Origin of the sequence: Burkholderia aenigmatica (genome assembly GCF_048627025.1) — a bacterium.
Lineage (GTDB): Bacteria > Pseudomonadota > Gammaproteobacteria > Burkholderiales > Burkholderiaceae > Burkholderia > Burkholderia aenigmatica.
This window is the reverse complement of record NZ_CP184469.1, coordinates 3,140,878-3,160,669: the sequence shown is the minus strand read 5'-3', so window position 1 is coordinate 3,160,669 and position 19,792 is coordinate 3,140,878. Positions and strand designations below refer to the sequence as shown.

The 19,792-nt window shown below is 66.7% G+C and carries 21 protein-coding genes; 9 read left to right on the top strand and 12 right to left on the bottom strand.

Features of this window, described 5'->3' with window-relative positions; genetic code table 11:
• Positions 1 to 104: 104 nt before the first annotated feature.
• Positions 105 to 1,595 (bottom strand): alanine/glycine:cation symporter family protein, encoded by a 1,491-nt coding sequence (locus ACN8ZM_RS31275; protein ID WP_420211723.1) that lies wholly within the window; start codon positions 1,593 to 1,595, stop codon positions 105 to 107.
• 325 nt (positions 1,596 to 1,920) lie between these two features.
• Between ACN8ZM_RS31275 and dapF the strand changes: the two genes are divergently transcribed.
• Positions 1,921 to 2,745, top strand: a complete 825-nt coding sequence (gene dapF, locus ACN8ZM_RS31270; RefSeq protein WP_420211722.1) for a diaminopimelate epimerase — start codon at positions 1,921 to 1,923, stop codon at positions 2,743 to 2,745.
• 91 nt (positions 2,746 to 2,836) lie between these two features.
• Here the strand turns inward: dapF and ACN8ZM_RS31265 are convergent, their stop codons facing one another.
• From ACN8ZM_RS31265 to ACN8ZM_RS31250, 4 genes are all read right to left on the bottom strand, one after another.
• Positions 2,837 to 3,265, bottom strand: coding sequence for a PRC-barrel domain-containing protein (locus ACN8ZM_RS31265; protein ID WP_043186457.1), 429 nt, complete (start codon positions 3,263 to 3,265; stop codon positions 2,837 to 2,839).
• A gap of 188 nt (positions 3,266 to 3,453) precedes the next feature.
• Complete coding sequence (locus tag ACN8ZM_RS31260) at positions 3,454 to 4,416, bottom strand: hypothetical protein (RefSeq protein ID WP_420211721.1); 963 nt, start codon at positions 4,414 to 4,416, stop codon at positions 3,454 to 3,456.
• A 16-nt stretch (positions 4,417 to 4,432) separates the two neighbouring features.
• Entirely contained in the window at positions 4,433 to 5,563 is a 1,131-nt protein-coding gene (locus ACN8ZM_RS31255; RefSeq protein ID WP_420211720.1) for a 3-deoxy-7-phosphoheptulonate synthase, read from the bottom strand.
• A gap of 193 nt (positions 5,564 to 5,756) precedes the next feature.
• Positions 5,757 to 7,073 (bottom strand): lipase family protein, encoded by a 1,317-nt coding sequence (locus ACN8ZM_RS31250; protein ID WP_420211719.1) that lies wholly within the window; start codon positions 7,071 to 7,073, stop codon positions 5,757 to 5,759.
• A 403-nt stretch (positions 7,074 to 7,476) separates the two neighbouring features.
• Here ACN8ZM_RS31250 and ACN8ZM_RS31245 point away from each other — a divergent pair, with 403 nt between their 5' ends.
• From ACN8ZM_RS31245 to ACN8ZM_RS31235, 3 genes are read left to right on the top strand one after another with little or no spacing between them, the layout of a single operon-like run.
• Complete coding sequence (locus ACN8ZM_RS31245; RefSeq protein ID WP_420211718.1) at positions 7,477 to 8,031, top strand: hypothetical protein; 555 nt, start codon at positions 7,477 to 7,479, stop codon at positions 8,029 to 8,031.
• A 28-nt stretch (positions 8,032 to 8,059) separates the two neighbouring features.
• Positions 8,060 to 8,482, top strand: a complete 423-nt coding sequence (locus ACN8ZM_RS31240) for a hypothetical protein (protein ID WP_420211717.1) — start codon at positions 8,060 to 8,062, stop codon at positions 8,480 to 8,482.
• On the top strand, positions 8,482 to 9,747 hold the full coding sequence (locus ACN8ZM_RS31235) for a hypothetical protein (protein ID WP_420211716.1): 1,266 nt from the start codon (positions 8,482 to 8,484) through the stop codon (positions 9,745 to 9,747). Before ACN8ZM_RS31240 ends, ACN8ZM_RS31235 begins: the two co-directional genes overlap by 1 nt.
• 90 nt (positions 9,748 to 9,837) lie before the next feature.
• Here the strand turns inward: ACN8ZM_RS31235 and ACN8ZM_RS31230 are convergent, their stop codons facing one another.
• Complete coding sequence (locus ACN8ZM_RS31230) at positions 9,838 to 10,545, bottom strand: YceH family protein (protein ID WP_420211715.1); 708 nt, start codon at positions 10,543 to 10,545, stop codon at positions 9,838 to 9,840.
• 402 nt (positions 10,546 to 10,947) lie between these two features.
• On the opposite strand from ACN8ZM_RS31230, the gene ACN8ZM_RS31225 reads away from it, so the two are divergent.
• The gene (locus ACN8ZM_RS31225) at positions 10,948 to 11,712 is read left to right on the top strand and encodes an SDR family oxidoreductase (RefSeq protein ID WP_420211714.1); all 765 of its coding nucleotides are present in this window, start codon (positions 10,948 to 10,950) and stop codon (positions 11,710 to 11,712) included.
• Positions 11,713 to 11,733: 21 nt separating this feature from the next.
• Here ACN8ZM_RS31225 and ACN8ZM_RS31220 read toward each other — a convergent pair whose 3' ends face one another.
• From ACN8ZM_RS31220 to ACN8ZM_RS31210, 3 genes are read right to left on the bottom strand one after another with little or no spacing between them, the layout of a single operon-like run.
• Positions 11,734 to 12,441 carry an MOSC domain-containing protein gene (locus ACN8ZM_RS31220; protein ID WP_420211713.1) on the bottom strand — a complete coding sequence of 236 codons (708 nt, stop codon included), beginning with the start codon at positions 12,439 to 12,441 and terminating at the stop codon, positions 11,734 to 11,736.
• Positions 12,438 to 13,334: a dihydrodipicolinate synthase family protein gene (locus ACN8ZM_RS31215; RefSeq protein WP_420211712.1), complete on the bottom strand. Its 897-nt coding sequence runs from the start codon at positions 13,332 to 13,334 to the stop codon at positions 12,438 to 12,440. Before ACN8ZM_RS31215 ends, ACN8ZM_RS31220 begins: the two co-directional genes overlap by 4 nt.
• Positions 13,335 to 13,384: 50 nt before the next feature.
• Complete coding sequence (locus tag ACN8ZM_RS31210) at positions 13,385 to 14,167, bottom strand: aldolase (RefSeq protein ID WP_205822190.1); 783 nt, start codon at positions 14,165 to 14,167, stop codon at positions 13,385 to 13,387.
• A 134-nt stretch (positions 14,168 to 14,301) separates the two neighbouring features.
• Here ACN8ZM_RS31210 and ACN8ZM_RS31205 point away from each other — a divergent pair, with 134 nt between their 5' ends.
• Together ACN8ZM_RS31205 and hutC are read left to right on the top strand one after the other, a co-directional pair.
• Positions 14,302 to 14,844, top strand: coding sequence for a helix-turn-helix domain-containing protein (locus tag ACN8ZM_RS31205; RefSeq protein WP_043186436.1), 543 nt, complete (start codon positions 14,302 to 14,304; stop codon positions 14,842 to 14,844).
• A gap of 30 nt (positions 14,845 to 14,874) precedes the next feature.
• On the top strand, positions 14,875 to 15,612 hold the full coding sequence (gene hutC / locus ACN8ZM_RS31200) for a histidine utilization repressor (RefSeq protein ID WP_043186433.1): 738 nt from the start codon (positions 14,875 to 14,877) through the stop codon (positions 15,610 to 15,612).
• 79 nt (positions 15,613 to 15,691) lie between these two features.
• On the opposite strand, the gene ACN8ZM_RS31195 is transcribed toward hutC, so the two are convergent.
• Positions 15,692 to 16,540 carry a phytanoyl-CoA dioxygenase family protein gene (locus tag ACN8ZM_RS31195; protein WP_205822191.1) on the bottom strand — a complete coding sequence of 283 codons (849 nt, stop codon included), beginning with the start codon at positions 16,538 to 16,540 and terminating at the stop codon, positions 15,692 to 15,694.
• 31 nt (positions 16,541 to 16,571) lie between these two features.
• Positions 16,572 to 17,375, bottom strand: a complete 804-nt coding sequence (locus ACN8ZM_RS31190) for an ABC transporter substrate-binding protein (RefSeq protein ID WP_205822192.1) — start codon at positions 17,373 to 17,375, stop codon at positions 16,572 to 16,574.
• Positions 17,376 to 17,849: 474 nt separating this feature from the next.
• Between ACN8ZM_RS31190 and ACN8ZM_RS31185 the strand changes: the two genes are divergently transcribed.
• Positions 17,850 to 18,329, top strand: coding sequence for a helix-turn-helix domain-containing protein (locus ACN8ZM_RS31185; protein WP_039340418.1), 480 nt, complete (start codon positions 17,850 to 17,852; stop codon positions 18,327 to 18,329).
• Entirely contained in the window at positions 18,326 to 19,015 is a 690-nt protein-coding gene (locus tag ACN8ZM_RS31180) for a nucleotidyl transferase AbiEii/AbiGii toxin family protein (RefSeq protein ID WP_043186516.1), read from the top strand. The genes ACN8ZM_RS31185 and ACN8ZM_RS31180 overlap by 4 nt, the downstream gene beginning before the upstream one ends.
• Positions 19,016 to 19,018: 3 nt before the next feature.
• Here ACN8ZM_RS31180 and ACN8ZM_RS31175 read toward each other — a convergent pair whose 3' ends face one another.
• A complete protein-coding gene (locus ACN8ZM_RS31175; RefSeq protein ID WP_420211711.1) occupies positions 19,019 to 19,693 on the bottom strand; it encodes an ankyrin repeat domain-containing protein in 675 nt (224 codons plus the stop codon).
• Between the last annotated feature and the right edge of the window lie 99 nt (positions 19,694 to 19,792).

Genomic DNA, 19,792 nt, shown 5'->3' with positions numbered 1-19,792 from the left:
AAAACGGCCGGCAACGAATGGGCCGGCCGCCAGTGCGAAACGAATCAATCCCGCGGCGCGCGCGGCCGCCGTCTCGGCCGGCCACGCCCATGCGGTGTGCAGCGCTACGACTGCCGTTCGGCCATCACAACCGGCTCGGCCCGGCTCTCGCGCGCGCCGCTCGCCTCGCTCCGCTTCTCCCAGAACGTCGCATTCGCGATGCCGAGCGCGGCCGGATCGAACGACGGCTCGCGTCCCGCGCGCTTCTGCGCCTCGTAGTCGCGCAACGCCTTAAGCGCCGGCTTCTGCAGCAGCAGGATCGCGACGATGTTCAGCCATGCCATCAGCCCGACGCCGATATCGCCGAGCGCCCACGCGACGCTCGCGCTCTTCACCGCGCCGTACAGCGTGGCGAGCAGGATCACCGCGCGCAGCACGAACGTGCCGGCGGCGCTGCTGCGCGTGCGGCTCAGGTACGCGACGTTGGTTTCCGCGATGTAGTAGTACGCGAGGATGGTGGTGAACGCGAAGAAGAACAGCGCCATCGCGACGAACGCCGCACCGAAGCCCGGCAGCACCGATTCGACGGCCATCTGCGTGTAGCCGGGGCCGGCCTCGATGCCGGCCGCGCCCGAAAACAGCGCGCGGCCGTTCGGCGCGACCACGTTGTAGGCGCCCGTGATGAGGATCATGAAGCCCGTCGCCGAGCAGACGAACAGCGTATCGACGTAGACGGAGAAGGCCTGCACGAGCCCCTGCTGCGCCGGGTGCGTCACTTCGGCGGCGGCCGACGCGTGCGGGCCCGTGCCCTGCCCCGCTTCATTCGAATAGACGCCGCGCTTCACGCCCCACTGGATCGCCATGCCGAGCACCGCGCCGAAGCCGGCCTCGAAGCCGAACGCGCTTTCGAACACCAGCCTGACGACGCCCGGCAGGCGTTCGATGTCGAGCGCGATCACGACGCACGCGATCAGGATGTAGCCGAGCGCCATGAACGGCACGACGATTTCCGCGACGCGCGCGATCCGCTTCACGCCGCCGAAGATGATCAGCCCGAGCAGCAGCACGAGCACCGCGCCGGTGACGGGCTTCGCGATGCCGAAGGAATTCTCGATCGCGGACGAGATCCCGTTCGCCTGCACGCCCGGGAGCAGCAGCCCGCAGGCGAGCACGGTGGCTATCGCGAACGCCACCGCATACCAGCGGATGCCGAGCCCCTTCTCGATGTAATACGCGGGGCCGCCGCGATACTGTCCTTCGCGCCGCACCTTGTAGATCTGCGACAGCGTCGATTCGACGAACGCGGTGCTCGCGCCGAGGAACGCGACGAGCCACATCCAGAACATCGCGCCGGGGCCGCCGAACGTGATGGCCGTCGCGACGCCCGCGATGTTGCCCGTGCCGACGCGCCCCGACAGCGACATCGCCAGCGCCTGGAACGACGACACGCCTTCCGCCGATGCCTTGCTGCCGCGCATCAGGCGCAGCATCTCGATGAAGTGGCGAACCTGCGCGAAGCGCGTGCGCAGCGAGAAGTACAGCCCCGCGGCAAGACAGAGAAAGATGAGCGCGGGGCTCCAGATAACACCGTTGAGCAAATCGACGAGTTGTTCCATGAGGCGTTTCAGTTGAAGTCGGGCATGACGCGTGACGGAGGGTCGGATCCGTTACGCGAGCGCGCGGGAGTCACGACTACGGACAGATCCGAATTGATCTTTCATTTATATTACATGCCTTACGATTTGCTTCGCATTGGGGCGTGCCCCAAGCGGTGCGTGACGCACGCGGGCGGCGTGGCAACGACGTGATCGGCAATCGGGCAGCGCGCCGCGCATCGGGCGCCTCGACTCGCGCGGCGCTGTACAGCCCTGCGCCCGAACGGCATTGATCCCGGCCGGCGCGCACCGTACAGTGTTCGCCTGCCTCGATACCGGAACCGCCATGCCGATCGGATTTCAGAAAATGCACGCGAACGGCGACGACTTCGTCATCGTCGACCTGCGCGGTCAGGATCAAGCGCACCGTATCGACCGCGATCTGGTGCGGCGCATGGGCGACCGGCGTTGCGGCATCGGCTTCAACCAGCTCGCGGTCGTGTCGGACTGCGACGACGCGGCGGCCCGCGTCGCGTTCTGGAACGCCGACGGCTCGCCGCTCGACACCTGCGGCAGCGCGACGCGCGGCGTCGCCTGGCAACTGATCCGGGAAACCGGCCTGGCGTCGCTCGTGTTGCGGACCCGCCGCGGGTATCTCGTGTGCTCGACGGAGCCGAACGGCCTGATCACCGTCGAGATGGGCCTGCCGCTCACCGGCTGGCGGGACGTGCCGGTCGCCGAGGCACTCGACACCCTCGCGCTGCCGCTGCCCGGCGCGCCGGCCGCGTGCAACATGGGCAATCCGCATTGCACGTTCTTCGTCGACGATCTCCGCGCGATCGATGTCGCGGCGCTCGGCCCGGCCATCGAAACGCATCCGCTGTTTCCGCAGAAAACCAACGTGCATTTCGTTCAGGTCATCGATCGCACGCATATTCGCCTGCGCATCTGGGAGCGCGGCGGCGGCGTGCCGCTCGGTTCGGGATCGTGTTCGTGCGGCGCGGTCGTCAACGGCATCCGGCGCGGGCTGCTGGATGCGTCAGTGCGCGTCGAATGCGACGGCGGCGACGTGACTGTGAGTTGGGATGGCGCCGGCAGTGTGCTTCTGAGCGGGCCGGTCGCGTTCGGGTTCAGCGGAAACTGGCTGGGCGAGCAAGTGCCCGCGGCCTGAGTGTCTGGACCGACGTGCGAGCCTCCTGGGCGCGCGGTCGGCCGGACCCGGCCCGGCGCATTGCGCCCCGGGCCGGGTAAATCAACGTTGCTCAGTGCTTGTCGTCGACCTTCTTCGGCTTCGGCGGCGACGGCACCTTCGCGTACTGGAACGCGGGCGTCGCCTTCAGTGCGTCCTTCGTCGCGCCCGGCAGGTAGATGTTGCCGTTGCGCACGTCGAGCGACGCGATCGGCACCGCGACGTCGTGCGCGGCCACGCCGAGGAAGCCGCCGGCCGATACGATCGCCGCCGACACCGAGCCGTCCGGTGCGACGATCAGGTCGCGCACGGTGCCGACCTTCTGGTTCGCGTCGTTGTAGACGGCCTTGCCGAGCACGCTCTTCTTCACGCTCCAGCCTTCGAGCAGCGCCTGCGATTGCTCGACGGTCACGCTGATCGGCTGCGCGCCCGCGATCTGCGCGTGCGCGCTGACGCTCGAGGCGAGGACGGTTGCTGCGATGAGGGTCTTGTAGAAAGCCATGCTGTCAGGTACTCCAGTGAATTGTTGTCGGTATCGGCGGCCGGCCAAGCCGCCTCCGTGCCTGCGTCGCATGAAGCGCGGCGGCCTGCGCACGACGCATCGCACCGGCCCATGTTAGCGCCACTCGCGCAACGCTGCATCGGACGCGATGACGCAGCCCCTGTCACGCTCCCCACGCGATGGTGACGTTACGGACACCGCAGCGAATCGCGTACGCGGTAGAACTCCGGTAGATAACGCGCGTAGTTTTCCTCGCGCGCCGTGTAGACCAGCGCGCAGGTCTTCGTGTCGCCGGAGGTCACCACGACCGACTGGTGGACGACTACTTCGCGGAGTGTCTCCTTGTGCTCGCACTTCTGTGCGGGCCGGCCGGCTATCGTGTTGTTCGCCGCGTGCGACGATCCGATCGCGCTGCCGCCTTCCTCGACCGGCTCGTCCCACCCGTCGCATAGGCTCGTCAGGGCATCGTCGCTCTTGTCGTCGATGGCGAAGTCGATCCCCGCCGAGATCAGCCCGAACCTGAAACGCCGGATCCGGTAGCTCACGTCGCCGCGACCTTCCGGCTGGCTCACGACCCGCCATTCCGGAGGCAAACGCAGCTCCGCAGGCACCGGATAACTGCGCAGGATCTGCAGGTCGTTGTTGAAGTTCAGCACGCCCGCGACACCCAGCGCCACGCCCACCACGGCAATCGACAACCAGACGCCGAGCAGCGTCAGCAGGCCGATTCCCGCCGCGCGCCAGTTCGATTCCAGCGCGCCGCCGGCGGCCCTGTGAGCGGCGACGGCCGCGCCTTGCACGTGTCGTGCATAGACGATCGTCCCGGCGAGACCGGCAATGACGACGGCATGCACGAGCGCGTGCTGCACCACCGTGGTTTCCGGTATGTCCACCATCGCATACAGCGCGATCGACACGAGCGTGACGAGCGCCGTTGCGAGAATCTGCCGCTGCGCGAGCGCGCGATTCCCGAGACGCCGTGCGTTCGCCGCGAGCAGGATGCCGCCCGCGAGCGGCGAACCGAGCATCGCCGCCCACCCGACGCCCGACATCGTGAACAGCTTGCCGGGTGGCACCCGTGCCCGTGCCGTCATGCCGGAAGCAGAAGGGTCGCCCTGCATGACCGGCGCGTCGGACGGGAAACCGGTCATGTCGGGTTCACCCCCGTCACGCGTTGCGCGACTGCGCGCGCCGTTGCCGCACCGCGTCGGCCAGCACGTCGAGCACGGGCTCCGTCTGCGTCCAGCTCAGGCACGCATCCGTGATCGATACGCCGTACTTCAGCGCCACGCCCGGCTTCAGGTCCTGGCGCCCGGCTTCGAGATGGCTCTCGACCATCACGCCGACGATCCGCTGCTCGCCCTGCGACAGTTGCCGCGCGAGATCCTGCGCGACGTCGATCTGCCGGTCGTGCGACTTGTTCGAATTCGCGTGCGAGCAGTCGACCATCACCTGCTCGCGCAAGCCGGCCTTGCGCAGCACCGCGCAGCTCGCCTCGACATGTTCGGCGTCGTAGTTCGGGCCGTTCTTGCCGCCGCGCAGGATCACGTGCGCGTCGTCGTTGCCGCGCGTCTCGAAGATCGCGGCCATCCCCATCTTCGTCATCCCCATGAACGCATGGCTCGCGGCCGCGGCGACGATCGCATCGGACGCGACCTGCACGCCGCCGTCGGTGCCGTTCTTGAAGCCGATCGGGCAGCTGAGGCCCGACGCGAGCTGGCGATGGCTCTGGCTCTCGGTCGTGCGCGCGCCGATCGCGCCCCACGCGATCAGGTCGGCGATGTACTGCGGACTCAGCAGGTCGAGGAATTCGGTCGACGCCGGCAGGCCGAGCGCGTTGATGTCGAGCAGCAGTTGCCGCGCCGCGCGCAGCCCTTCGTTGATGCGGAAGCTGCCGTCGAGGCGCGGATCGTTGATGTAGCCCTTCCAGCCGACCGTCGTGCGCGGCTTCTCGAAGTAGACGCGCATCGTGATCAGCAGGTCGTCCTTCAGCGCATCGGCGGCCACCTTCAGGCGGCGCGCGTAATCGAGTGCCTGGTCGTGATCGTGGATCGAGCACGGGCCGACGACGAGCAGCAGCCGGTCGTCGCGGCCGTGCAGGATGTCGCCGATCGCGCGGCGCGTATCCTCGACGAGCGTCTGCGTGGCGGCCGGCACCGGCATTTCGTCCAGCAGCAGCGCCGGCGAAATCAGCGGGCGCACGGCGCCGATGCGGACGTCGTCGATGCGCGTAGTGTCCTGCGTCGCGTCGGCGCTGCCTACCTCGCGATCATGGGAAGGATTGTCGAGGTTCTGCATGGTGATTCTCCGGGGGACGTCTGGAATGATGGGCAGGCTCGATTATGGCACCCGGGCGGGACGGCGGCGGGTTGCGGCGGGGGAACGGGCGCGGCTGCATGACGGCAGCGCGACGGAAATCAACCGGCGAAAAGAAAAAGGCGACCCGCGCAGGGTCGCCCGGCCACGCGCCGCATCACACGCGGCGTTGCGGCTAATGCAGCGTCTCGGGCGCCAGCGAATTGCTCGGCAGCAACGACGTCAGCCAGCAATTGCTCGGCGCGGTTTTCCCGTTGAAGCGGTCGTAGAGCCACGGCAGCATGCCGGCCACCCACGGCACGATCGCACCCGCATGCTCGAGCGGATATTCGGTGTACGTGACCGGCGTGCCGCTGGCGCAGAACTTCTGCGCGAGCGCGCGCACGTCGTACGCCATCATCACGCCGTCACCCACCTGGCTGCTGAACGTGCCATCGAGCGCGCCGGCCGTACCCTGGCCGATGAACATCGGGATCGTCGGCGATGCGGCCAGCCCGGCATTCACCTTGTTCGCATACGTCACGTACACGGGAATGCTGTTGATGTCGTTCGCGTATTGCGGCTTGAACAGCGTGCCCCAGTGCAGCCCCGTGTACTTCGGCAGGATGTAGGCGAGCGACTGGCTCTGGATGTCCTTGAACACGGCGACGCCGGTGTCGCTGAGATAGGGCGTCAGGTCGAAGCCGTAGCCGCGCGACAGCCCGGCCAGCGCGGCCGCGGCCACGCCGCCCCACACGATGCTGCCGTCGACATAGCGCAGGTTGTGCGCGGGATCGACCAGCACGCCGCCTTCCGCCGCACCGACGAGTTGCCTGTTGATGTCGGGCGCGTAGCTCGGCGCGAGCTGCGCGGCCCAGTTCGTCGCGATCGCGCCGCCGGAATAGCCGATCATCGCGACCTTGCTCGACGGGTTCAGGCCCGTCGACGGCGTATTGAGCGCCGCGCGGATCGAATCGAGCGTCGTCATCCCGTATTCGGGGCCGGCAGCGAAGTCGGCCGTCTGGCCCTCCGTATCGGGCACGATGACGTTGTAGCCGAGCAGCAGCAGTGTCGACAGCGGAATCGATTCCGCGCTGTAGAGCAGCGTGCCGACATTGATGACCTTGGTCACGTCGCGGTCGCCGGCGATCACCTGCGACGGCTCGTCGTACGGGTTCAGCGAGTCATAGGCCGACTGGTACGAGATGGCCTGGCCGTTGCTGACCTGGCTCTTGATCACGGACGTCACGTTGACGACCGGCTGGTTCAGCGCGTTATGGGTGCGATACAGCAACTGCTGCGCGGTCAGCGCGGTGGGGATGCCGGCCACGTGATAGGTAACGTTGCGCGTCTTGAGCACCGTGCCTGGTGGAATCGATGCCAACGGCGTGGTGCCGGTGTACGTGTAGAACGGGTCGGACACGGTCGGCGCGGCGGCGCTGGCGGGCGGTGCAGCGATGGCCAGCGTGGCGGACATGGCCGCCACGGCCATCATGAAACGTCGGGAGGACATGGGTGGAGCCCCTGGGATAACCTGCTTTCATCGAAGGAAGTTCGGCGGTGTTGCAGACCATCGTGCGTGCCGCTTCAAAACCGTTTCCGAGCCATCGACTGTCTCCTGTGAATGAATGATCCGGGCTGTTCTGAATTTGTAATTTTAGTAGGAGTACCAACCGGATTCATTGAAGCACAACGCGCCCGCACTCGATGGGCGTTTTCCATTGTTTGAAGGTAAACGTCTAAACCCATCGACGCGTGATACGGGTCGCTCCGGCCGTTCGGCCGACTGTCCGCGTTTTGCCGAAGTGCCGTACGATCTCGGCTGTCCGGCACCGAAGGCCGCGTCGTGCGATGCCGGCCGCGCGGCGCACCGCCTGCCTGTGACCGATCGTTCCCTGCCCAACCGACACGCCACGATGACCGTCTCCGAACTGCTCCACGCCATCCGCCAACCGTATGCCGACCGGCTCGCGAAAGCGGCTGCGCAACCGGCCGTATTCGTCGAACCGGCCTACCGGCGGGCCGACGGCACGCTCGCCACCGAAGGGCCGCTTGCGTTGCCGTGCCGGTCCGACATCATCGCAACCGAAGGCGAATCGGCCGGCCAGCCGGTGATGGTCGATTCGACCACGCAGCTGGATTTCGAGCCGTTCGCGTTCACCCTCGAAACGGCGGCCGTGTCGATCCGCCCGTTCGTATGGGACTGGGCCACGATCGAGGCCGACGGTCTCGACGAAAGTGCGGCGGTCGAGGCGTTCAAGACGTGGTTCTTCGCATGGTTCGATGTCGACGACGAGAACACGCCGGGCGAAGACGGGCTGCATGCCATCGTTCACTATCTGTCGGAACCCGTTCGCACGGAGCACGGGTGGCGCGTCAATGCGGATCTCGGCTCCGCACCCGGAGCGGCCGTCGAGGATCTGCTGTTCCAGCTCGTCGATGCGGGCGCCACGCGGATCAGCATCGGTTGACGTACCGCTTCATTTCTCACACAACGCGATGAAAACAGTCCTCACCGCCGCGCTGCTCTGCCTGTCGCTGCCGGCATTCGCCAAGGTGTCCACCGACGTGTTCTGCTTCAGGTCGGAGGGCGACAAGCCCGTGCGCTTCGAGATGCGCACCTACTATGACGATGCGGTCAAATGGTCGGGCGGCATGGTCCGGTATGCGCAATCGAAAACCGCCCTGCCGCTGGTGATCGAGCACGAGGAAGACGCAGTGCTCGACGAAAGCCGTCCGCACCAGTACACGACGACCTGGGTCGAAATGGTCGACGGCAAGTTCAACGGGCGTTACGAAATGATGTCCCAGGGCGCGATCATCTATTCGATGACCTATACCAGCGCGCGCACCGGCAAGAAGACCGCGTTCGGCCGCGCGCTGGATGTCGACGCATCCGAACAGACCGGGTGCCGCTGGTGATGCGCCCGCTGATCCGGACAGCGTGGGTGCTGGTCGCACTGCACGCGGGCTTCGCGAATGCCGCACCGCGCACGGTCTACGAAGGAACGCTGCAAGGCGCCGGCGCCGTCGTGATGGAACTCGACAATCGCCCGGCTGCGGATGGTTCAATCTCGGGTCGCTACTTCTATGCGCAGCACGGCGTCGATATTCCGCTGCACGGCACGCCCGCGGAATTGATCGAACCGCTCGTGCGAACGCAGTTGCCGGACGAGGCGCGCAGTCCATTGGGATTCGGCGAACAAGCCGATTTCGATCATGCCGCGGCCACCTGGCACGGCACGCGGGACAAGGGCGGCTATCGCGGCCACTGGACCGACGCGCGCACCGGCAAGACGCGCAGCTTCACGCTGCGGCGCATGGCTGAATACGATCCCGACGCGGTTGCGCCCGGCTCCGTCGAAGCCGTTACCAACAGCATCGCCGGTGGCGTCGGCAGCGGTATCGCAAGCGGCGTGGCCATCGACATGCGGCAGGCGCCTTATGCCACGCTGAAGCTTGCCGGGCACGCGCAGCCGGCCGGCCCCGAGATTGGGAGCGGCACCGTCGCATACCGGATGTGGCGCGACCCGCGCACGAAGCTCATGTATCCGCGTCTGAGCCGTCATCCCGATCCGGCGGTCATGGCACGGGTCAACTGCCTGCTCGAGCAGCAACATTGGCAGATGAATCTCGCCGCGCTCGAATGCGCGTCGACCCGCTACACCGACGACGGGCCGGCAGCCGGTTCGCTCGGCGACTACGACGACGAACAGGTGACAGTCACGTGGCTGTCACCCGCGGCACTCGGCATCGTGGAATCGGGCAGTACGTACTGCGGTGGCGCCCATCCGAACAATCACTACGATCCAGTCACGTTCGACCTGCTGCGTGGTACGTACCTCGACTGGAATCGCGTGATCGACGCGACTACGGTAGGCAAGGACGGCGATCCGGGAACGAGCCCCGCGATGGTGAGCTTCATTACGCGGTTGCGCGACAAGGCAACGCAGGGTGAACACGTGACGGACGGCGAAAGCGATTCGATGGCATGCGCCGACGTGTTCCCGCAGTATCTGGCGTTCGAATTCGATGCGCCCGGCAAGCTGTCGTTCGTCGTCTCCGGTATCGGGCACGCAATGGGGGCCTGTCTCGGGCCGCAGCTCGATGCGCCGTTTGCGGCGCTGGCACCGATCCTGAAACCGGGCGGTTCACGCTATCTCGTACCGGGCGTCAAGCTGAAGTAACGCGGCGATGCGGGGGGTATCCGCATCGCGCCCCAGCCCGGCTGTGCAACGACGGAGCCGGCCGATAGGCAGGCACCGCCGCCCTCGGCGTCAGGACGCGTCGCCTTGCGCGTCGACGTCGATGCCCAGCTCGCCGGCCATCCGCAGAACCAGCGCATTCAATCGCGCCACTTCATCCGCGAGGCGCTTCTGTTCGGCCTTCAGCGCTTCGAATTCGGACGGCGGCACGGAATCGGCACCGCCGGCATCCGCGCTCGCGAAGTCGGCCACGTTCACTTCGCCGCACATCAGGTGCATCCAGCGGTTCTCGCGTGCGCCCGGCGCTCGCGGCAGCCGGATGACGAGCGGCTGCGCGCGCGCCGCGAGTTCGTCCAGGAATGCCTCGACCGACGAGATATCCGCGAAACCGTGCAGGCGCGCGCTGTTCAGGCGCAGTTCGGCGGCCGTCTGCGGGCCGCGCAGCAGCAGGATCGTCAGCAGCGCGATCGCCTGGCTCGGGATGCCGAGCACGCGGTTCACGTTGTGCTCGAAGCGCGGCACGCGGCTGCTGCTGCCTTCCATCACGATGCTCAGATGCTTCAGCCCGTCGAGCGCGGTCGTGACTTCATCCTCGCTGACGTTCATCACCGGCGAGCGCGCGGTTTTCTGGTTGCAGCCCGCGGTCAGCGCATTCAGCGACAGCGGATAGGTGTCCGGCACCGTGTGCTGTTTCTCGACGAGCACACCGAGAATGCGGGCCTCGAGGGGCGTGAGTTCGCGAAGGGCGCGTGGCGTGGGCGTATCCGGCGTGGTGTTCATGGTTGGCGTCGCAGCGTGCAGCAGGTGAAGGGAAACGGTCGCGGCCCGTCCGGCATCGCGCACGGGCGAGCCATATGATAGCTCGCGAGGCGTGGCCGGGCGCCGCGCGGCGTGCCGGCGCGCGCACTTGCCGCAGCCGGCTTTCGTCCAACCTGTCGGCCGGCCGGTGCCGTGAGGCAATGGATGCGGTGCCGCGCAGCGGATGCCGCGTCCTCGCCCACAGCGGCGTTTGCGCGACGCGCAGCCGGGCGCTACGATATGCGTCACCTAGGCGTCCGCAGCGGCGCGCGACCGCCTTCGCACGCCACACCACGCATCGCCCGTCCCGCCCGCCATGCCGCCGCGCATGCGCACCGCGCGTCGACGCCGCTATCCGTTCACCCCTTCGAACCGCTCACCGCCATGACCGCCTCCTCTTCCGCCCCGCACGTGCGCGCCATCGTCACCGGACACACGCGCGGCCTCGGCGCGTCGCTCGCCGAACAACTGCTGCTGGAAGGCATCGCCGTGCTCGGCGTGTCGCGCAGCCGTCATCCGTCGCTCGCGTCGCAAGCCGGCGACCGTTTCACCGAAATCGAACTCGACCTGTCGGACACGTCGGCCGTCGCGGCCTGGCTGGCCGGCGATACGCTGCGCCGCTTCGTCGACGGCGCGTCGATCGTGCTGCTGTTCAACAACGCGGGCATCGTCGATCCGATCGGCCCGCTCGCCGCGCAAGATCCGACGATCGTCGCGCGCGCGGTCGGCGTGAACGTCGCGGCGCCGCTGATGCTGTCGGCCGTGCTCGCGCAGGCGGCATCGGCCACGACCGAATGCCGGATCCTGCACGTGTCGAGCGGCGCGGCGCGCAACGCTTACCCGGGCTGGAGCATCTACTGTGCGACCAAGGCCGCGCTCGATCACCATGCGCGTGCAGTCGCGCTCGACGCGAACCGCGCAGTGCGGATCTGCAGCGTCGCGCCGGGCGTCGTCGATACAGGCATGCAGGCGACGATCCGCTCGACCAGCGAAGACAACTTCCCGATGCGCGAGAAATTCGACCAGCTGAAATCGAGCGGCGCGCTCGCGACGCCCGAGGCAGCCGCGCGACAGCTGATCGGTTATGCGCTGAGCGATGCGTTCGGCTCGGTGCCGACCGCCGACGTGCGGGAACTGCCGAGCCACTAAGTTACGCGGCCACGCGGCCCGTCAACTTCCTTCGAGCCGCTTCGTCCAGTCTTCGACCTGTCGCTCCGTCCGGCGCTTGTCGAGCATCTTGCGCCAGCCGGGCGGCAGGTCCGGCACGTCGCACAACGCGTCGAGTGCGGCCATGTCGAGCGTGCGCCGGTACAGCACGTCGAGCACGGCCGACAGCGGCCATTGCGGATAGTCGCGCCGATGTAGCGCCAGCACGTCGCCCGGCGCCACCCAGCCTTCCTGCAGCACACGGTAGTACCAGCCGGTTCGGCCGCTTTGCTGCACGAGCGCGGCCATTCGCGAATGATCGAAACGCGCATTGAGCTTCCAGCACGGCTGCCGCGACTGCGACACCTGAAGCACGGCGCCGCCCAGCGTGAACACGTCGCCGAGACACACGTCGTGCTCGGTCACGCCGCGCGTCGACAGGTTCTCGCCGAACGCACCCGGTTGCGCGAGCACGTCGCGTGTGCCGATCTGCGCGGACCACCACGCATAGTGATCGTACGCATAGTGGTGGACCGCCTTGTCGGGGCCGCCGTGATGCCGCGCATCGGCCTGCTCGTCGCCGGCGAAGCCGAGCGTGCCCAGCCACAGGCGCGAGTCGACCGACCGCTTGTCGATCGCGCTGGCGTGCGACGTGCCGGCCAGCGGCCGGCTCGTACCGACCCGCACCGCGCCGATGGCGGCCGAGATCGCCGGCCGTGCTGCATCGCTCATGTCGTCACACCGTCCGGCAGTGCCGCGAGCAGGCGTTCGAGCTCGCGCGTGCGCGCGTCGCCGAGCGGCATCAGCGGCTTCCTCGGTTCGCCCGCATCGAAGCCGCGCAGGCGCAACCCGGCCTTCACGGTCACCGGCAACCCGCCGTTGACGATGAACTGCAGCAGCGGCAACTGCGCATGAAAAACCGCCCTGGCGCGCGCCAGGTCGCCCGCGCGCATCGCGTCGAACAGCGCCAGCGGCAACGCCGCATTCAGGTTCGGCGCGGCCGTGCACCATCCGGCCGCCCCCGCCGCGAGCGCGGCAAGCGCCATCGGATTGCTGCCGTTATAGAACGGGATCGCGCCGTCGCTCAGTTGAGCAAGCCGGTGCATCCGCCCGATGTCGCCCGTACTCTCCTTCACCATCGTCACGTTGTCGACGGTTCGGCAGATCGTCGCGATCAGGTCGGGCGACATGTCGACGCCGCTCGTCGCCGGGTTGTTGTACAGCATGATCGGGATGCCGATGGCAGCGCCGATCGCGCGATAGTGCGCAACGATCTCGTCGTTGCCGAGCTTCCAGTACGACACCGGCAGCACCATCACCGCATCGGCGCCGGCCTGTTCGGCGAAGCGCGCGCGGCGCACCGCGCCCGCCGTGGTGAGATCGGAAATGCCGACGACGGTCGGCACGCGCCGGCGCACCGCGCGAATCGACGCGGTGGCGACTGCCTCCCATTCGGCGTCGGACAGGTACGCGCTTTCGCCGGTACTGCCCAGCGGCGCGATCGCGTGGACGCCGTCGGCAATCAGGCGGTCGATCAGCACATCGAGCGCGTTCAGGTCGACATCGCCGTCCGTGGTGAACGGCGTAACCGGGTAGGCAATGATGCCTTTCAGCAAGATGGACACGATTTGTATTCCTCAGTGATGGTCTGGCACGACGGCGACGAATCGCCCGCTCATGCGACGCAGTCTTGATGTGTGCGCAATGCCCGGCGCGCGTAGTAGTCGAACGTCACCGCATCGCGCTTCGGCTTCGAAATCCAGTCGTGCGCTTCGCGCGCCAGCGCCGGCGGCACCGGCTTGATCTCGCCGGCCGACATCGCGAGCAGTTGCAGCTTCGCGGCCCGCTCGATCAGCAGCGCGAGGATGCAGGCCTCCTCGATCGTCTTGCCGACCACGAGCTGGCCGTGATGCGACAGCAGGATCGCGCGCTTGCTGCCCAGCGCCTTCGAGATGATCTCGCCCTCCTCGTTGCCGACCGGCACGCCGGGCCAGTCTTTCAGGAACGCGCAATCGTCGTACAGCGGGCAAGTGTCCATGTGCGACACGACGAGCGGCTGCTCGAGCATCGACAGCGCCGCGACATGCGCCGGATGCGTATGGATGATGCAGTTCACGTCCGGGCGCTCGCGGTAGATCCACGTATGGAACCGGTTGGCCGGATTCGGGATGCCTTCGCCGTCGACGACGTCGAGATCCTCGTTGACGCGCAGCAGGTTCGCGGCCGAGATCTCGTCGAAGCCGAGCCCGAGCCGCTGCGTGTAGTACGTGCCGGCGTCGCCCGCGCGGCAGGTGATCTGCCCGGCCAGGCCCGAATCATGACCGGCGTCGAACAAAATCCGGCACGTAAGCGCGAGCTTCTGCTGCGCGGACCAGCCGCTGTCGCCCACCGCGTTCTCCAGCCGCCGCTCCGCCAGCGCGACCAGCGCGTCCTTCGTCAAATTCAGCGTTTCCGCCATGTTCGCCTCCTGAATGGATCGGGTTTGCCGCGCCGTCCGCGGCCGTTTCCCCGGCATCACGTGACACACGATACACCAAAGGACACTTTGTGTCATGCGTTACAATCGGTTTTTCGAAGGACACCTGGCGCCCCATGACGATTCGCCTGAAGCTGCTCAGAAAACAGAAGGGCTGGACGCTCGACGTGCTGGCCGACGAGACGGGCCTCACCAAGAGCTACCTGTCGAAAGTCGAGCGTGGCCTGAGCGTGCCGTCGATCGCGGTCGCACTGAAGCTGTCGAAGGCACTGAATGTCGATGTCGAGCAGTTGTTCTCGGAAAGCCACAACCGCGAGCTGATCACGGTCACGCGTGCCGGCGAGCGCACGGCGATGGGCGCGGCGGCCGACAGCCACGCGCACCGCTTCGAGAGCATCGCGGCCGGCGTCGCGCCGAAGAAGATGCTGCCGTTCATCGTGCATCCTCCGCACGAATTCGTCGCATCGACGCTCCGCGAGCATGAAGGCGAGGAATTCCTGTTCGTACACAAGGGGCGCGTCGAAATCGAGTTTCCGAACGAGACGGTGCAACTCAAGGCCGGCGATTCAGTCTATTTCAACGCACTCATCCCGCACCGCACGCGCAGCCTCGGCACCGCGCAGGCGGAGATCCTGGTCGTCGTCAGTCACGACGACTAGCATCGTCACCTCTTCGCGCAAGGATCCCCGATGGTCACGAAGGCCACCGCACCGTTCCAGCAGATCAAGACGCTCGTTCGCCAGAACGTCGAATCGGGCGACTGGCGCCCCGGGGATCGCATTCCGTCCGAGCTCGATCTCGCCGCGCAGTTCGGCGTCGCGCGCATGACGGTCAACCGCGCGCTGCGCGAGCTGACCGAGGAAGGCGTACTGAAGCGCATCGCGGGCGTCGGCACCTTCGTCGCCGAAGTGAAGCCGCAGTCGAACCTGCTGATGATCGCGCACATCCGCGACGAAATCCGCGCGCGCGGGCACGAATATCGCTGCCGCGTGCTGAGCCAGTCGAGCGAACCCGCGTCGTTCGACGTCGCGGCCGCGTTCGGCCTGCCGGTCAACACGCCGGTGTTTCATGTGGTGTGCGTGCACGAGGAAAACGGCCGCCCGATCCAGCTCGAGGACCGCTACGTGAACCCGGCCGCCGCACCCGGTTTCATCGACCAGGATTTCCAGGTCGAGCCGCCGTCCGAGTACCTGTACAACAACGTGTCGCACTACGAACTGGAGATCGAGCACGTGGTCGATGCGGCGCTGCCGACCGGCGAACAGGCACAACTGCTCGACATGCGCGCCGACGAGCCGTGCCTCACGCTCACGCGCCGCACCTGGACGAACGGGCTGCCCGTCACGTTCGTGCATTTCCTGCATCCGGGCAACCGCTACCGGCTCGGCTCGCGCTTCAAGCCGGGCGCCGGACGCCACCCGACCTGATCCTTTTCCCGCACACAAGCGCGCGGCGGCCGTTTCATCCGGAAACGGCCGCCGCGTCCGTCATGCCCTTCCAGCAACGTCAGATCGCGCCGGCCTGCCCCGCGCCACGTGACCACACGACCGGAAACAGCGGGTGATCGAGCGGCGCGCCGTCGGGCAGCTGCTCCGCGAGCCCGGGGAAATCGGGCGACGTCTTCCAGCGGCGCGGCGCGTGACGGATATCGTCGCCGACGAAGCGGATCGAGAACGCGCGGCGGCGGTTCTGCGTGCCACCCGACGCGTGCAGCGTGAGCATCCGGAAGCACACCATGTCGCCGGGCTCGAGCGCCCAGTGGCGGATCGGAAACGCCGCGCGATCGCTTTCGATGTCGGGCAAGTCGGCCAGGCTGCCTTCCGGGAACCACTTCGCTTCCTTGTCCATGAACGTGCGCGGCATCAGCCACGGCCCGAGATGCGAGCCCGCGACGAATTCCAGCGTCGATTCGAGCGGCACCGGATCGACCGGAATCCACATGCTGACGTTGTCGTCGCCTTCGATGTTGTAGTACGGCTGGTCCTGGTGCCACGGCGTGCGTTGCCGCGTGCCGGGTTCCTTCACGAGCAGGTGGTCGTGATGCAGCCGCACGTTGTCGGTGCCCATCAGCGCGGCGGCCACCGACGGTGCCGGCGAGCGCACGATGAAATCGCGATACGCGTCGTTGTGCTGCCAGTTGCAGAAATCCTCGAAGAACCAGCCCGGATCGTCGGGCCGGCTCGCGACTTTCGCGCGCTCGCTCGGCTGTGCGAGATTCGTGTCGATGCCGGCGCGCAGCGCGGCGACTTCGTCGGGCGAGAAGATTCCCTTGATGCAGACCGCCCCTTCCTCGCGGAACGCGGCGATCAGTTCGGGCGTCACGGCTTGCGCGACGCGGTCCTGGATACTCGTCATGGTGTGCCTGTCGATTGAATGAATCACGGAATCACGGTGCCGAAGTCAGCTGCTGCTTCGCGCCGTAGATGTCGAAGTCGAAGTATTTCGCGGCGATCTTCTGGTACGTGCCGTTCGCGCGGATCGCGACGATCGCGTCGTTCAGCCGCTTCTTCATCGCGTCGTCGCCCTTGCGCACGCCCATCGCGACGCCGTAGCCGGTAATCCGCACGTCGGTCACGTCGGGGCCTGCGAACGCGTAGCCCTTGCCGCGCGGCGTCTTCAGGAACGAGTAGCCGGCCTGCGTCTTGTCCTGGAAGGTCGCGTCGAGGCGGCCGTTGACGAGATCCTGGTACACCTGGTCCTGATTCTGGTACGAGACGATCGTCACGCCCTTGGTCGCCCATTCGGCCTTCGCGTACGTCTCCTGCGTCGTGCCCTGGTCGATCCCGATGCGCTTGCCCGCGAGCGACGCGGCGGTCGGCAGCAGCTTCGAGCCGACCGGCGCGACGAGCGCGCCCGGCGACGCATACAGCTTGTTCGAGAAGTCGATCTGCTTGAGCCGCTCGTCGGTGGCCGTCATCGCGGACATGATCACGTCGAACTTGCGCGCGCGCAGCGCCGGAATCATCCCGTCGAAGCCCTGCTCGACCCACACGCACTTCGCATGCAGTTGCTCGCAGATCGCATTGCGCAGGTCGATGTCGAAGCCGGCGAGCGAGCCGTCGGCCTGCTTCGCCTCGAACGGCGGATACGTGGGGTCGATGCCCCAGCGGATCGTCGACGTGTCCTGTGCGAACGACACGAGCGGCGCGAACGCCAGCGCGGTAACGAGGAGCTTTGCAGTGCGGTTCATGGCGTGTCCTAGAAAGTCTCGACGCGGCGGGCAAGCGCCGGCGTCCGGTGGGAGCGTTGCGCCGGAACGCCCGGCGCGGTGCGCGAAAGACAGGGACTTCGATGAAACTGCGATGCAGTCTAGACCGCTCAATTTTTGAGCGCAAGCGGGGGAAACGGGGGCGGGGTGAATGGAGGATTGAATCGGGAAGGAAGAAGGCGACGGGCTTGAAACATGACTGCCACGCGTGGCTTTCATCACATTCCGAGGTGTTTACCCTGCACGATGCCCCCTCGCCACAGCGCGTGTTTTTCCGGATATCTGTGGGATGACGATGTCTATACCGATGATCTCGGCACGGCCTCGACCAAGCTTGTCCGGCGTTGTGGGCGATGCGCCCTATACCACGATGGAATTCTCCGAGAACGAAAACCATCCAGGGATGTAAGATATAACTTACATTCGAGATCGCTGTACCCACGTCGGAAGGTCGCCATGCAACTCTATGAAATTGGTCAGGCTGTTGCGAAACGGCGGGCAGAACTCGACCTCACACAGGCTCAACTTGCAAAGCTCGCCGGCTTGTCTCGCCTCACCGTGAACCAGCTCGAATCGGGCAAGGTCAAGGATCTCGGCGTCAACAAGCTGATTCCGCTGCTCAGCGTGCTCGGCATCGAACTCCTGGCGCTACCGCGACAGCCGCAGAACGGTCTCTACAAGGCCGTTGTGAGCTCAAACGTCAGTTACAAGGGTGAATTGACCGAACGGCTGCTGGCCGACGCGTTGGCTACCGGACGGATTCCGACGGGATATGAATCGCAGTTTTCCGTCATCCTCGACGAAGTGCCGCTGCCGGTGGTGGTGAAAGCCGCCGAGGAAGCCGCCGAGCGCTCAGGCACGCCCCTTCGGACCATCTGGAAAAACCTCGCCGCATGGTCGAAGGATCTTCATCTATACCGGGAGGTATGGGCATGACGACACCATCCACCTTGCCCGACGGCCCATGGCAAGGTCTTTTCCGTCACGCGCTGGCGCTGGTCGAAGAGATACGGAAGCACGGCACGTCAAATCCGTTCTGGACGTTTGGCGGTGGCACGGTCCTGATGCTTCGTCACGGCCATCGCGTCAGCAAGGATGTCGACATCTTCGTACCCGATCCACAGTATCTCGGATACGTGAATCCACGCATCAGCGACGCTGCAGCCGACATCGCGACGAACTACGAGGAACACGCCGGGTTCGTGAAGCTCGTGCTGCCCGACGGCGAAATCGACTTCGTGGTCTCCCGGAATCTGACGTCTCCCGGCTATGACGAATGGATGCTGATGGATCACGTCGTCAAGGTCGAGACTTCCGCGGAGATCGTCGCCAAGAAAATGTGGCACCGTGGCGATCGACCAACCGCGCGGGACCTGTTCGATCTGTGCCTGGTCATCGAGCGTGAACCGGAGAGCCTGATCGCAGCCGGTGCATTCCTCGTCCGGCATCGCGATACGTTTCTGCGCCTGCTCAAGGAGCATCGTGCGTTCGTACAGCCACGCTTCGACGACATCCGGACACTCGGCTACACGCCGTCGTTCGACTATTGCGTCGAACTGGCCGAAGCATTCCTGCGGAAACTTCCCGGTGGCACGCCCGAACCAAAATCGCGCCGTAGGTGACCCCTACCGCGCCCCCGCCGTCACCAGCACCCGCTCGATCGCCCCATATCCGCGCTGCCGCGCATGCTGCAGCGGCGTCTCGCCGTTGGAATCGGCCAGATCGACGTTCGCGTGCCCGTCCACGAGCAGTTGCACGATCCGCACATACCGCTCGCTGCCGTCGCCGAGCATGATCGCCTCCAGCAGCGCGGTCCAGCCGAGCCGGTTCACATGGTCGACGTTCACGCCCGCATCGATCAGCGTGCGCACCGTATCGACATGGCCGCGCTCCGCCGCCGGAATCAGCGCGGTGCCGCGATAGCGGTTCGTGCTGCGCAAATCGGCGCCATGCGCGAGCGTCATCCGCAGGATGTCGAGATAGCCGCGCGCACCGGCATACAGGTACGGGCTGTCCTGGATCGCATCCTTCGCGTTGACGTCCGCGCCCGCGTCGATCAGCACGCGCGCCGCATCGACGTGATTGCCGTGCGTCGCGATCAGCAGCGCCGTGCGGCCCTGCCCGTCGCGTGAATCGATCTGCGCGCCGCGCTCGAGCAGCGTGCGCACTTCACCCGCATCGCCGCGATCGGCCGCGCTGCGCAGCCGGCCGTCCAGCGCGCCACCATCCGCGGCGGCCACCGCCGACGTGAGCGTGGTCAACGCGAACGAACCGACGATCGCGAGCCGTTTGAAAAACATCCCGTTTCCTCCTTGCGTGCCGCGCACGCCGATGCGCGGCCGATGCCATGCGTCAGGCGCCCCGGTCGCGCCGCGCGACGCCGCACCGAGTCCGGCGAA